Here is a 13,046-nt window from a genome sequence, read left to right on the forward strand (position 1 = left end):
AAATTACACCCATTGACCACGAATCCAGTCACCTTTCATAACAGAAAATAATGGCTGATTCGGATCGAAATCTGGTTTTTGATGTGCTAACCACGCTAGGCACAGACTTTCCAGTAATAGCTCTTTGTTAGCATTTTGTCGCCATGTTTGCTTGGCTTGTAATACCCATTTCTGAAATAACACCCAGTTAGGATTAAAATCCAACTTGTTTTGATATGACGCAGAACGTATTGCATCCACCGTCCACAAATAGAACCAATCAAACACCTGCTCAGGGTGCTCAAACTTAACCCATTTTTCTACAACTTGAGAAACGGCTAATTTACCATTTCTCAGTGCTTTCATATCGGATTGCCATTCCGATTCCAACTCAAAACCTTTATCTTCAATCCATTGTTTTGCATTAAGAGGCGCACCCCAATTAACCTTTAAGGCTCTTTTTAACAGGGCATCATCTGCTTGAGGCACACTTTGAGACAACCAAGCATAAGCTTGGTCAAAAGCTGGCGTAGAAAATCGCAGTTGACGGCAACGGCTAACAATCGTCGCGGGCAAACGCCCTGCATGATGGGTTGTTAACAATAAGACAGTGCGAGCTGGTGGTTCTTCAAGTGTTTTGAGCAAAGCGTTAAATGCGGAACGATTTAAATGCTCTACCGCTTCTATTAAGGCAACCTTATAACCACCTTGATGAGATGTACTGAATATTTTGTCACTTAGTTGGCGAATTTGATCGACAGAAATTTCTTTTTTATCTTCGGGTATGCTTACTCGGAAAAAATCGGGATGTGTAAGCTGCGTAAACTGGTGGCATTGTGCGCACTGCCCACAAGCCTCTAGCCCTGGTTGTTGGCACAGAATACCTTGTGCAACTTGCTCAGCAAACCCCGTCATACCAATCCCATCAGTACCCGCCAATAAGTAGGCGTGACCTATACCATAGTCCTGGGCATTAGGTTGCGACTGTGCAGTTTGGGCTAACCATTCCTGCCAAAGAGATTCTAACCAAGGTAATACCAAAATATTTCTATTCCTTTGCCTAAATTAGGCAACGACTTTTTTGCCTGCTGACAAGCAAAGTTGCTTAAGCTTTTGCTCAACCTGCGCCTGAACCTGCACCAATGGCAAGCCGGCATCAATCACTTCATAGCGTTGTGGTGCTTGCTTCGCTCGATTTAAATATGCTGAGCGCACTTTTTCAAAGAAATCATGCTCTTCTTCTTCAAAACGATCAGTTTGCCCACGTGACTTCACGCGCTTCATTCCTTCTTCGATCGACAGATCAAAAACAAACGTCATATTTGGATAAAAGCCTTGTTGAACCCACTGCTCCAACTCCAAAATACGACCATAGGAAATACCGCGCGCGGCACCTTGATAAGCATAAGAAGCATCCGTAAAACGATCCGAGATAACCCACTTCCCGGCTTCTAGTGCAGGAATAATTTTTTCTTGAAGATGCTGGTTACGTGCGGCAAACATCAGCAACAACTCGGTTTCTGCTGTCATTGCGGTATTGTTATTATCAAGCAAAATGGCTCGTACAGCTTCACTGATATCAGTCCCCCCAGGCTCACGGGTGGTAATCACTTCTATATCCTGAGCCTTGAGCCAGCTTTCCATAAACTTGAGATTGGTTGACTTACCGGCACCTTCAGTACCTTCAAGCGTAATAAATTTACCTAAATATTTGTGTTTCATTCAACAAACAATGACCTTTAACGACACCCCAGCCTGGTAGATTTTTACAAAAATCACCAACCTGAAGTTAATAAACTATTTGGATTTAACCGGATTTACAGCTGACTTTCCGGCTTCTTTTTCTTTAATCAAATAAGCTCTCACGGCACGATTATGCTCTGCAAGCGTATTTGAGAAACGATGCTGACCATCTCCATTGGCAACAAAATACAATGCTTTTGTTTCAGCCGGATGAAATACAGCTTTGATGGCATCTGCGCTGGCCAACGCAATCGGTGTTGGCGGCAGTCCGTTTATACGATAAGTATTATAAGGGGTTTTGGTTAACAAATCTTTTTTACGAATATCACCGTCATACTTTGCTCCTATCCCATAAATTACAGTAGGATCAGACTGTAGGCGCATATGCTTCTTCAGACGATTAATAAACACTGCTGCGATTTTAGGACGCTCAGGCCCATAACCCGTTTCTTTTTCGACAATGGAAGCCAAAATCAAAGCTTGATAAGCTGTCTTAAAAGGTAAGTCTGATGAACGAGCTTGCCATTCTTTATCCAGTAAGGTTTGCAAATCATGATGTGCGCGCTTAAGAACAGACAAATCCGTATCACCCGCCGTGTACAAATAAGTCTCAGGCAAAATCATCCCTTCCAAAGCCCCGGAAACACCGAGTTCTGTTTGTAATGATTGTTGATTAAAATTCGTATGCTTCATTTTGGGCATGGCTGCCAGCTTTTGTAACGACTGCTGAAAGGTTTCGCCTGCAATGAACGTCATTGGGTAAGCGACATTCTTTCCTTCAGTCAGTTGCTTAACTAACTGCTCTACCGTCCAACTAGGTTGAATTTCAAACTCCCCTGTCTGAATCTTTTGCGATTTTCCTACGATTTTTAAATACCAACGCAGCCAGTGAGGGTGTCGAATCAATCTTTCTTTGTGTAAAAGGTTCGCCACCGACTTACCGGAAGCCCCTTTCGGAATATCAATCACTTTCGCTTGGCTTAAAGATGAAATAGGTGCGGTTAAAAACTGTTTGAATGTCCAACCTTCAACTGACAGCCAGATAACAGCGAAACAGATAGCAATAACTTTTAATAAAAAAATACTTTTTTTCATAGCGTTTTAGATGGTGTAAATAACTCTTGATAATGCGTGCGATTTTCGGCTGCCCATTTCATCCAATCATAGGCTAATTGAAGTGTTTTTTCAGTGCTGAATTGTCTCTCTAGTGTTTTATTTATAAATTTAGTCACTGGCATAACACCTCTTAAAGCATTACATAACAAAATTTCGTCCGCTTGATTCAGTACATTTAAATGAAAACGGTCAACCTGTACCTGATAACCTTGTGACTTAGCCAAGTCTAAAATAACGGGCAAAGTTGTGCCACTTACACCGCAAGACGTCAATTCAGGCGTATAAACCGTATTTTCGCAAATCCACAATAAATTAGACTGGGTTGCGGAAACACACTCTCCTGACAAACTACACATAACCGCTTCATCGAATGATGACTCCATCAATGCTTGGCGAGCCAAAACATTTTCTAAGCGATTCAAATGCTTTAAACCTGCTAACAAAGGTTGTTGTCCATAACAGACATCACTCACCGTTAACTTTTGTGGAAAAATCTGCCAGGCTGGGTGTTCGTCATCAAATGAAAATGTATCCTTAGATTCGATTAACGCTTCAAAAGCAACGCCGCCAACACTTGGATAAGGCATCGCTTGAAAGATCCAGTTCGTACTTCCCTGACCTTTCTCTGGTGGTTGATAACCCTTCCCCCCAAACCCGCGCGTAACCAAAATTTTCAGCGCCATACGTTCAGGCACTACTTCATCCGAATCAACTAATGATTCTACAAAACAAGAAAAGTCTTCAATCAGTTTTGTAAGATTCAAATCCTGAAACTTAAGACGCTCTGCACTTTGTTGAATGCGTTTAAGGTGCGCTGACCAATTAACCAGACCACCGTCTAATAAAAGTATCGTGGTGAAAAAACCATCACCATACTGCAAACCTCTGTCCAGCAAGCCATGATTAAAACTCAATTGATCGTCTTGAAGTGGCTGTCCGTTATACCAGGTGGTCATAAACTCGCTCCAGCTTCCAAAGCGCGAATCAACCCCTTCGCTTTATGTCGGGATTCCATCAGCTCTCGTTCTGCAATTGAGTCTGCTACGATTCCTGCTCCCGCTCTGAATTGAATGTCCGAACCTTGTTTTAACATGGTTCTGATCAGAATATTAAAGTCCAAACTGCCATCACGATTGATATAACCTAAAGAGCCAGTGTAGGCCAAGCGAGGCATTTGCTCTAACTCACCAATAATTTCCATACAGCGCACTTTGGGACAACCGGTAATGGTTCCCCCTGGAAAAGTCGCATGAATCACTTCCAGTGGAGAAACGCCTTCTTTTAAGTGACCGCGAACATTTGATACGATGTGATGCACATGCTCATAAGTCTCAATCACCATCAGTTCATTGACTTCAACCGACCCAGCCTGGCAGATTCTACCCAAGTCATTACGCTCCAAATCAATCAACATTATATGCTCGGCAATTTCTTTTGGGTGCTGGCGAAGTTCTTCAACTAACGCACAATCTTTTGCCAGATCTTCACTACGACGACGCGTACCGGCAATAGGTCTCGTTTCTACCCGAGGTGCTTGATAGCGTACTAAACGTTCTGGAGAAGAGCTTATTATCTGCCAATCTCCAAAATCCACTAAAGCAGCAAAAGGTGCTGGATTATTATTTCTTAAAGATTCATAAACGGAAACGGCATCATCAGTCGAAAGTGAAACTGACCATTGACGAGATAAATTCACTTGGAAAATATCGCCTGACAAAATATATTCCTTAATGTCCGCTATCCCATCAAGGTATTTATCTTCCGGCTCTTCAGATTGAGACAAAATATCGAAGGGGCTGATTTTTAGTACTGCTTTACGACACTTCTCAAAAGCCTCTCTCATTAAATCAAAATGAGATTCAAAGCCAACTTCCGTGACCATATAAAGCGCCTCATTGCTCTTATCATAAATAAAAGCCGAAGGCACTCGCACTATAGATGCTAAGGGTAGAGAGGATTCTGTCTGTTGAGGCAGCTGTAATGTCGGCTCTATGACTTCTGCATAGTCATAACTAAAATAGGAAAACCAACCGCCACTAAAGGGTAAATCTAGGCAACTTTGCTCGTCAGACTCAACTTTAAGCGAAGAAAAGTCGTGTTCAAACTTTTGAACGAACTGTTCAGCTTCAATTGGGTTGTTCAAACAAAGAGTTTCTTGCGGAAAAGCAAAGAGAATATCGAATTGATTGGCATCACTTGAAGTACTAGCCCCAGAAATGTTCTGGGACTGTGCAACGCTTTCAAGCAAAAAAGGATAAGCGGTTGAGTCTAACTGGTGTAGCTTCAGTAAATCAAATACACCATCAAACAGTTTTTCTACCAGATAGTAACTGTTTGACGAAAGCACTGACTCTGAAGCCGATTTACCCGCTATCAAATGCAGCCCTAGATTTTTGCGAAGACCAAAGTTGCGTTGGTACCACCAAAACCTAGAGAGTTAGACACAGCATAGTCAATTTTAGACTGTCTTGCTTCACCTGAAACAAAGTCTAAATCACAACCTTCATCAGGATTTTCTAAATTCATCGTAGGAGGTAATACCTGCTCTTCAATCGCTTTGGCTACAAAAACTGCTTCCATTGCACCTGCTGCACCCAATGCATGACCGGTTACAGACTTGGTCGAACTCATCGTTAGGTTATAGGCATGTTGTCCAAATACAGACTTAACAGCACCGACTTCACATACATCACCTGCTGGCGTAGAAGTTCCATGAGCATTGATATAATCAACTTGGTCAGGATTCAGTTTTGCGTTGTTGATAGCATTTTGGATAGCACGTGCACCGCCTGCACCACCTTCAGCAGGTTTAGTCATATGGTAGGCGTCACCGCTCATACCAAAACCAATGACTTCACAGTAAATTTTTGCACCACGCGCTTTAGCGTGCTCATATTCTTCCAATACAACCACACCCGAACCATCACTTAGAACAAAACCATCGCGATCTTTATCCCATGGACGACTTGCCGTCTTAGGATCATCATTTCGAGTGGAAAGCGCTTTAGCAGCTGCAAATCCTGCCAAACCAAGAGGTGTCGCTGCATGCTCTGCTCCACCTGCAAGCATAACGTCCGCATCACCCATTTGAATCATTCTAAAAGAATCTCCAATTGAGTGTGTGCCTGTTGCACAAGCGGTTGCGATTGCCATGTTTGGACCTTTAAGGCCGTGCATAATCGAAAAGTTACCAGAAACCATATTCACAATGGCACTCGGTACAAAAAAAGGTGAAACACGACGTGGGCCAGAAGCACTTAATACGCTATGTTGCTTTTCAATAGCGCCAATCCCACCGATACCAGAACCGATTGATACACCGATTCTAAAATCATTTTCTTCAGTTACGACTAGACCTGAATCTTTTAGCGCTTCTGTTCCAGCCATTAAACCGTAATGAATAAAAGGATCCATTTTTTTGGCGTCCTTTGCCGAAATTACTTGAGTGACATCAAATCCTTTTACTTCACCACCAAATGTAACTGCAAAGCCTTCAGTATCAAAAGAAGATAGATAATCAATTCCGCTTCTTCCTGCCAAAACAGCATCCCATGAATCCGCAGTATTGTTTCCCATTGGTGTTACGCATCCAACACCTGTAATTACAACTCGACGCATCTAATGTATTTTCCTTGTTATTCTTTACGACTCGGTCTCATAAAAACAAAAAAAGCCGTAAAAACGGCCTTTTTTTTATAGAAAAGCTTATTACTTAGTCTAAGTTAGCTTCAATATAAGACGTAGCTTGTGCCAAAGTAGCGATTTTTTCAGCTTCTTCGTCTGGAATTTCACAATCAAACTCTTCTTCTAGAGCCATTACCAACTCAACTGTGTCTAGAGAGTCTGCGCCCAAATCATCGATGAATGAAGCATCAGGAGTAACTTGACCTTCTTCAACACCTAGTTGTTCAACAACGATTTTCTTTACGCGCTCTTCAATACTGCTCATGGAATATTCTCCGGTTTTTGTTTAAGTTAAATTAAATGCCGCCATTTTCGCCTTAACCCACTCATTTTTCAAGCTTTTTATTACATCTATTTTGAAAAATTGAGGAAAATCAAAGGTTAATTAAATCATGTACATACCACCATTCACGTTTAGTGTTTGACCAGTAATGTAACTACCACCCTCTGAAGCCAAGAAAGTCACTGACTTGGCAATGTCTTCAGGAGAACCTAAACGTTTTAATGGAATTTGTTGTGTTAAGGAATCGCGTTGTTCTTGAGGAAGCGCGCGAGTCATATCGGTATCGATAAATCCTGGTGCAACGGTATTAACGGTAATATTTTTAGAACCAACTTCTCTTGCAAGAGATTTACTAAAACCAATTATTCCAGCTTTAGCTGCTGCATAGTTAGTTTGCCCGGCATTACCCATCACACCAACCACAGATGCAATATTAATGATTGCACCACCTTTTGCTTTCATCATACCGCGCAAACAAGCTTTTGACATACGATAAACAGAACTCAGGTTTGTTTGGATAATATCATCCCACTCATCATCCTTCATGCGCATTAATAAATTATCACGGGTAATACCAGCGTTATTAACCAAAATCGTTGGCACACCAAACTTTTCGGTCGTTTCCGCCAAAACTGCAGCAATCATTTCAGCTTGAGTCACGTCTAAACACATGCCTGTACCGGTCGCACCAGCTTCTTTCAAATATTCTGAAATCGCGTTAGCACCTGATTCAGAGGTTGCCGTTCCTATAACAGTGGCACCGTTCGCTGCCAAATCTAGTGCAATGGCTTTACCGATACCGCGACTGGCGCCCGTTACAAAAGCAATCTTTCCTGTTAACATATTCCTTCCTCAGCTCAAATTTGATATCGTAATTTTAAATGATTGAAATCAAAATGAATTAAATTTTTGTTGGTTTATTTTTTACAAGCCTTCTAAAGCTTTTGCGACAGAACCTGCATCGTATACAGCTGTCATACCCATTTTTTTATCGATACGACGGTTTAGACCCATCAACACCTTACCAGGCCCAAGCTCAAATAACTTTTCAACGCCTTGGGCTTTCATGGACTCAACAGTTTTCACCCATTGCACAGGCATATAAAGCTGCTCTACCAATGCTTGCTTAATCGCTGATGCATCTGAAAACGACTGTACGCTGGCATTATGTATAACTGGAATTGTCGGCACATTAAACTCAATTGATGCCAGAGTCTCACTTAAAGCTTCTGCAGCTGGTTTCATTAAAGAACAGTGCGAAGGCACACTAACTGCCAAAGGTACAACTCGCTTAGCACCAGCTTCTTCAAATAACAGTAACGAAGCATCCACTGCTGCTTTTGCGCCAGCAATCACAACTTGGCCTGGTGAGTTAAAATTTACAGCCTCAACCACACCATCTACTTGTGCACAAATATCAATAATCTGCTGATCTTCCAGCCCAAGAATAGCTGCCATTGCACCCTCACCTGCTGGTACAGCTGTCTGCATTAAACGACCACGCGTTTCAACCAATTTAACACCTTGAGCAAGATCCATAACGCCAGAGGCAACCAATGCAGTATATTCACCTAATGAGTGTCCAGCCAAATAAGCAGGAGACAATGTTTTTTCTGCTGCCAACACACGATAAGTTGCGATACCTGCTGTCAACATTGCTGGCTGAGTCACATCTGTTTGGTTCAACTTTTCTTCAGGACCGTCTTGAGTTACTTGCCACAAATCATAACCAAGGGCATCAGACGCCTCTTCAAAGGTTGATTTTACAACTGAGTATTGATCGGCCATATCAGCCATCATTCCAATAGATTGAGAACCTTGCCCGGGAAAAACAAATGCATATGACATAACTGGAAAAACCTTTAATCTTTAAATTAGTTTAGCGTGAAATTAATACTTGATGAGCGCCGAACCCCAAGTAAAGCCACCACCAAATGCTTCTAACAAAAGTGTCTGTCCACGCTGAATGCGTCCATCTCTGACAGCTTCATTTAAAGCCAAAGGAATTGACGCACCTGAAGTGTTTGCATGCTTATTGACTGTAATAACTGTTTGTTCGTCGCTCAAACTAAGCTTTTTAGCGGTCGCTTTTATAATACGGAGATTGGCTTGATGTGGAACTAGCCAGTCCAAATCAGCTTTTGTAAGATTATTTTCTTCAAGCGTTTCTTTAGCAATGCTACTCAAGGTATTAACTGCGATCTTAAAGACCTCATTCCCTTTCATTTGCATTGTACGCTCTGCAACATCGTCTGAAGAAGGTCGTTTAGATGGTCCTGATGGCACATGAAGCAACTCTTCATATTGACCATCTGCATGAATGTGTGTGGAAAGAATACCTGGCTGACTTGATGCCTCTAATACAACCGCACCAGCACCATCACCAAACAACACGCAAGTGTTACGGTCTTCCCAGTTTGTTATACGAGATAAGGTTTCTGCGCCAACAATCAATGCTTTTTTAGCCATACCGGTTTGCATAAATTGATCCGCAACACTCAAGGCATAAACAAATCCCGTACAGACTGCCTGAATATCAAACGCAGGCGCACCGTGATTATTAAGGCGTTGCTGTAAAAGAGTTGCTGTACTTGGAAAAATTTTATCAGGGGTTGTGGTTGCGACAATAATCAGATCAAGATCAGAACCTTGAACGCCTGCCATTTCTAGTGCTTGTATAGAAGCTTCATAAGCAAGATCACAGGTCGTTTGATTATCCGCTGCAATACGGCGCTGCTCAATACCTGTACGCTCACGAATCCATTCATCAGTGGTATCAACCATCTTCTCCAAATCTGAATTCGTCATTACTTTTTCAGGAAGATACCCTCCCGTTCCAATAATACGACTATAGATTCTTTGACTCATTGATACCTGCTTTGGCTACTTAGCCCTACTGAATATGGTTAAACTTACGCCTGCTCCGCGCTGGCTTGAGGCGAGTCTTCTGACAAGACTTCTTTTGTTTCTAAAAGTGCTTTTACTTCATGAGCAATCAAATCAGGAACATTTTTAATCACTTCAAGCCTAGCTTCCGCAATCGCATGATAAAAAGAAAATGCATCCGCGCCACCATGACTTTTAATAACGATTTTGCGCAACCCTAAAAATGATGCGCCATTATAACGCCTTGGATCGACTTTTTCTTTAAAAGCTTTCAGTACTGGATAGGAAATTAACGCAACTAATTTGGTGAGTAAATTTTTACTAAATGCTTCTTTTAAATAGAAGGAAATCATTTTCGCAACTCCTTCACTCGACTTCAAAGCAACATTTCCATCAAAGCCATCACAAGAAACCACATCTACATCGCCCTTAAAGATCTCATCACCCTCAACATAACCAACATAATTGATCTGGGTATTTTTGAGAATCTCATTGGCATCTTTAATGCGCTGATGTCCTTTAATTTCTTCTTCGCCAATATTTAACAAGCCAACTCTTGGACTAGGGTTATTATCCACAGCTTTCGTCAACACCGACCCCATAACGGCAAATTGCGCTAAACTCTCACCGTCAGCACCAACATTTGCTCCCAAATCCAAGACATGGACATGACCTTTAATTGTCGGCATTGATGTACAAATTGCAGGACGATCTATTCCAGGAAGAGTTTTTAATACGAACTTAGAAACAGCCATTAAAGCACCGGTATTACCTGCACTCACACAAGCATTGGCTTCATCATCTTTCACCAGATTCAATGCCAACCTCATAGAGGACTTACGCTTATTCCTAAGCGCCTTTGAAGGCAAGTCATCCATCTCTACCACTTGTTCAGCATGATGTACATTAATGCGACTCGCATCATACTGGTGTTTGGCTAGTTCTTTTTCAATCAGCTCTTGCTGACCTACTAGCACAATAGAAATATCGGAAAATTTGGATAGGGCTTTCAATGAAGCAGGTACAGTCACCGACACTCCATGGTCGCCACCCATCGCATCTACTGCAATTGAAATAGTCAAGATAGTTTTCCTAAACTCGTTAAGTCAGATTTAAAACGGGAAGATACTTAGAAAGAAAAACCCCAAGCATAGCTCAGGGTTTTTTTGATAGCATTAAAGACAAGATTACTTATCTTGAATAACTTTTTTACCTTTGTAGTAACCATCAGCAGTCACATGATGACGGCGATGTACTTCACCAGTTGTTTGATCAACTGTCAAAGTAGTTGCGTCTAGCGCGTCATGTGAACGACGCATACCACGTCTTGATGGTGTTTTACGACTTTTTTGAACAGCCATTGTAGTACTCCTAAAATCAACAATCTAATTCGGATCTTTTTGCAAACCTTTTAAGAGTGCAAAAGGGTTTTCTTTATTCTTTAATTCATCAGAAGCCTGTGCTTCGACTTCTGGAGGATTTTCATATGCCATTTTTGCGTTCTCATCAATAGGTGATAATGGCACACAAAGCAACACTTCTTCTTCAATCAATTCAATCAACGACAACTTGTCTTCAGGAAGTTCGTAAACTTCTATATCATTTGGTAACTCAGCTGCTAGTGACATTGACTCAACAAAAACACCTGTCACATCAGCACGCACCTGATAATCAAATGGGCTCAATGAACGCTGACACCTTAAGTTCAAAACAGTCTCTAAATGCATATCAAATGCAACCAGCTTATGCACTGGGTGCCGATAAAATTGCACATCGACTGTTATATCATGTTTAGGCTCTACCAAACGCTCGACTAAGCGCGGAAATTTCCGCTGATTGACTCTAGCAGTAAATCGTTTATGATGTTGTGCAGAGTAAATCGGATCAATTAAATCTGGAAGCTTGTCAAACATGGCGCGAATCATACTCCCATTGAACCCCAAAGTCAAAAAGAATATCAACATCTTTCTATCTTAGAATTCAATAATAAAATTCAATTAAAACAACGACTAAACGCAACCACTACTTATGAGCAAGCAATACCAATCCGACTTACCCAACATTACCCTTGCATCCACTTCAATTTTTCGCAAGCAACTCTTAGAAAAACTAGGGCTCACGTTTACCACAGCTAAACCTAACATTAACGAAACACCCTTGCCGAACGAACCCGTTACGGACATGGTAAAGCGCTTGTCTCTAGCTAAGGCTGAAGAAGTTGCAAAAGGCACAAACAACAGCATCATCATCGCCTCGGATCAAAGCGCGATCTTTAATCACCAACCCATTGGCAAACCCCTCTCATATGACAAAGCTTTTCAACAGCTAAGCAACTTCAGCGGCAAAACAATTGAATTCCTTACAGGGCTTGTTGTAATAGATCAAATCCACCAAGAGACCTATCAAGCTCTTGACACAACAAAAGTATTCTTCAGAAATTTGAGTAATGAAGACATTCATAACTACCTAACACTAGAAGAGCCATTTGAATGTGCAGGCAGCTTCAAATCTGAAGGACTAGGCATCACTCTATTTGAAAAAATTGAATCGACCGATCCAAATGCCTTAATTGGACTACCTTTAATTCAATTGACCAGCTTTTTAAAAGCTTGTGGTATTCAACTACCTTACTTGGCAAAATAATTTAAACACTTATAAGCTTAAGCAGACTGAAATGGTTTTATATGATGTTGCAACCAATCTGTCATAGAATGTAAATCATCAAAATATGAAACGGGCTCATAGGTTTTCAATACATCCAGATCATGAACCCCATGACTTAAGGCAATAACATCCATATTAATGTTTTGAGCCATTTGCATATCAAATTCAGTATCCCCCACCATCACAGCTTCCGCAGCCGCTAAACCAAACTCATCAATTATTTGCTGCAACATTAATGGACTAGGCTTCGACTCCGCTTCAACTGGTGTTCGCGTCATATCAAAATAAGATTCAAACCCAACTTCTGATAACACTTGATCCAACCCTCTACGACTCTTTCCTGTCGCAATTGCCGTTTTCACGCCAGCTTTTTTCAACATTTGTAGAAGCGCTTCAGCCCCATCAAAAGGCTTCATGTCAACATCAGCATGGTTCAAGAAGTATTCTGTATAACCTTTTGCCATAGCTGCAATACCCGCTTCAGTCGCATCAGGATAAAGCGTATAAATGGCTTTTTCTAAACTCAAACCGATAATGCTTTTAGAAACATCATAAGGCAAGACTGGGTAACCTGCATGCTTTGCTGCATATTGAATAGAAGCAACAATCCTCGCCTCAGAATCCATTAAAGTACCATCCCAATCAAAGATGACACATTGGTATTTTTTCGTCATTTTAAAATCCTAAACCA

General features: G+C 41.4%; 15 protein-coding genes. 1 reads left to right on the forward strand and 14 read right to left on the reverse strand.

Annotated features, from left to right (window positions below):
* Positions 1–3: 3 nt before the first annotated feature.
* The 13 genes from holB to N745_RS0107460 all read right to left on the reverse strand — a co-directional run bounded on the left by holB (position 4) and on the right by N745_RS0107460 (position 11,604).
* On the reverse strand, positions 4–1,020 hold the full coding sequence (gene holB / locus N745_RS0107400; RefSeq protein ID WP_024851488.1) for a DNA polymerase III subunit delta': 1,017 nt from the start codon (positions 1,018–1,020) through the stop codon (positions 4–6).
* Positions 1,021–1,044: 24 nt separating this feature from the next.
* Positions 1,045–1,701, reverse strand: coding sequence for a dTMP kinase (gene tmk / locus N745_RS0107405; RefSeq protein WP_024851489.1), 657 nt, complete (start codon positions 1,699–1,701; stop codon positions 1,045–1,047).
* A gap of 75 nt (positions 1,702–1,776) precedes the next feature.
* Entirely contained in the window at positions 1,777–2,817 is a 1,041-nt protein-coding gene (gene mltG / locus N745_RS0107410) for an endolytic transglycosylase MltG (protein ID WP_024851490.1), read from the reverse strand.
* Entirely contained in the window at positions 2,814–3,794 is a 981-nt protein-coding gene (gene pabC, locus N745_RS0107415; RefSeq protein WP_024851491.1) for an aminodeoxychorismate lyase, read from the reverse strand. Before pabC ends, mltG begins: the two co-directional genes overlap by 4 nt.
* Positions 3,791–5,215 carry an aminodeoxychorismate synthase component I gene (locus N745_RS0107420; RefSeq protein WP_024851492.1) on the reverse strand — a complete coding sequence of 475 codons (1,425 nt, stop codon included), beginning with the start codon at positions 5,213–5,215 and terminating at the stop codon, positions 3,791–3,793. Before N745_RS0107420 ends, pabC begins: the two co-directional genes overlap by 4 nt.
* An 8-nt stretch (positions 5,216–5,223) precedes the next feature.
* Positions 5,224–6,456, reverse strand: coding sequence for a beta-ketoacyl-ACP synthase II (fabF, locus tag N745_RS0107425; protein ID WP_024851493.1), 1,233 nt, complete (start codon positions 6,454–6,456; stop codon positions 5,224–5,226).
* Positions 6,457–6,550: 94 nt separating this feature from the next.
* Entirely contained in the window at positions 6,551–6,787 is a 237-nt protein-coding gene (gene acpP / locus N745_RS0107430; RefSeq protein WP_024851494.1) for an acyl carrier protein, read from the reverse strand.
* 120 nt (positions 6,788–6,907) lie between these two features.
* Entirely contained in the window at positions 6,908–7,648 is a 741-nt protein-coding gene (fabG, locus tag N745_RS0107435) for a 3-oxoacyl-ACP reductase FabG (protein ID WP_024851495.1), read from the reverse strand.
* An 81-nt stretch (positions 7,649–7,729) separates the two neighbouring features.
* On the reverse strand, positions 7,730–8,653 hold the full coding sequence (gene fabD / locus N745_RS0107440; RefSeq protein ID WP_024851496.1) for an ACP S-malonyltransferase: 924 nt from the start codon (positions 8,651–8,653) through the stop codon (positions 7,730–7,732).
* 42 nt (positions 8,654–8,695) lie between these two features.
* Positions 8,696–9,673, reverse strand: coding sequence for a beta-ketoacyl-ACP synthase III (locus N745_RS0107445; protein WP_024851497.1), 978 nt, complete (start codon positions 9,671–9,673; stop codon positions 8,696–8,698).
* 44 nt (positions 9,674–9,717) lie between these two features.
* Positions 9,718–10,773: a phosphate acyltransferase PlsX gene (gene plsX / locus N745_RS0107450; protein WP_024851498.1), complete on the reverse strand. Its 1,056-nt coding sequence runs from the start codon at positions 10,771–10,773 to the stop codon at positions 9,718–9,720.
* Between the two features lie 105 nt (positions 10,774–10,878).
* The gene (gene rpmF / locus N745_RS0107455; RefSeq protein ID WP_024851499.1) at positions 10,879–11,052 is read right to left on the reverse strand and encodes a 50S ribosomal protein L32; all 174 of its coding nucleotides are present in this window, start codon (positions 11,050–11,052) and stop codon (positions 10,879–10,881) included.
* 24 nt (positions 11,053–11,076) lie between these two features.
* Positions 11,077–11,604, reverse strand: coding sequence for a YceD family protein (locus N745_RS0107460; RefSeq protein ID WP_024851500.1), 528 nt, complete (start codon positions 11,602–11,604; stop codon positions 11,077–11,079).
* Positions 11,605–11,719: 115 nt separating this feature from the next.
* Between N745_RS0107460 and N745_RS0107465 the strand changes: the two genes are divergently transcribed.
* A complete protein-coding gene (locus N745_RS0107465) occupies positions 11,720–12,334 on the forward strand; it encodes a Maf family protein (protein ID WP_024851501.1) in 615 nt (204 codons plus the stop codon).
* Between the two features lie 17 nt (positions 12,335–12,351).
* Here the strand turns inward: N745_RS0107465 and N745_RS0107470 are convergent, their stop codons facing one another.
* The gene (locus tag N745_RS0107470) at positions 12,352–13,029 is read right to left on the reverse strand and encodes an HAD family hydrolase (RefSeq protein ID WP_024851502.1); all 678 of its coding nucleotides are present in this window, start codon (positions 13,027–13,029) and stop codon (positions 12,352–12,354) included.
* Positions 13,030–13,046 lie beyond the last annotated feature (17 nt).

The organism is Hydrogenovibrio kuenenii DSM 12350 (assembly GCF_000526715.1).
Lineage (GTDB): Bacteria > Pseudomonadota > Gammaproteobacteria > Thiomicrospirales > Thiomicrospiraceae > Hydrogenovibrio > Hydrogenovibrio kuenenii.

Bases quoted from the DNA above. Each gene is read 5' to 3' on its own strand.
- fabG (WP_024851495.1), bottom strand. From the start codon at position 7,648: ATGTTAACAGGAAAGATTGCTTTTGTAACGGGCGCCAGTCGCGGTATC.
- N745_RS0107470 (WP_024851502.1), bottom strand. From the start codon at position 13,029: ATGACGAAAAAATACCAATGTGTCATCTTTGATTGGGATGGTACTTTA.
- N745_RS0107445 (WP_024851497.1), bottom strand. From the start codon at position 9,673: ATGAGTCAAAGAATCTATAGTCGTATTATTGGAACGGGAGGGTATCTT.
- acpP (WP_024851494.1), bottom strand. From the start codon at position 6,787: ATGAGCAGTATTGAAGAGCGCGTAAAGAAAATCGTTGTTGAACAACTA.
- tmk (WP_024851489.1), bottom strand. From the start codon at position 1,701: ATGAAACACAAATATTTAGGTAAATTTATTACGCTTGAAGGTACTGAA.
- N745_RS0107465 (WP_024851501.1), top strand. From the start codon at position 11,720: ATGAGCAAGCAATACCAATCCGACTTACCCAACATTACCCTTGCATCC.
- fabD (WP_024851496.1), bottom strand. From the start codon at position 8,653: ATGTCATATGCATTTGTTTTTCCCGGGCAAGGTTCTCAATCTATTGGA.
- pabC (WP_024851491.1), bottom strand. From the start codon at position 3,794: ATGACCACCTGGTATAACGGACAGCCACTTCAAGACGATCAATTGAGT.
- fabF (WP_024851493.1), bottom strand. From the start codon at position 6,456: ATGCGTCGAGTTGTAATTACAGGTGTTGGATGCGTAACACCAATGGGA.
- mltG (WP_024851490.1), bottom strand. From the start codon at position 2,817: ATGAAAAAAAGTATTTTTTTATTAAAAGTTATTGCTATCTGTTTCGCT.
- N745_RS0107460 (WP_024851500.1), bottom strand. From the start codon at position 11,604: ATGTTTGACAAGCTTCCAGATTTAATTGATCCGATTTACTCTGCACAA.
- rpmF (WP_024851499.1), bottom strand. From the start codon at position 11,052: ATGGCTGTTCAAAAAAGTCGTAAAACACCATCAAGACGTGGTATGCGT.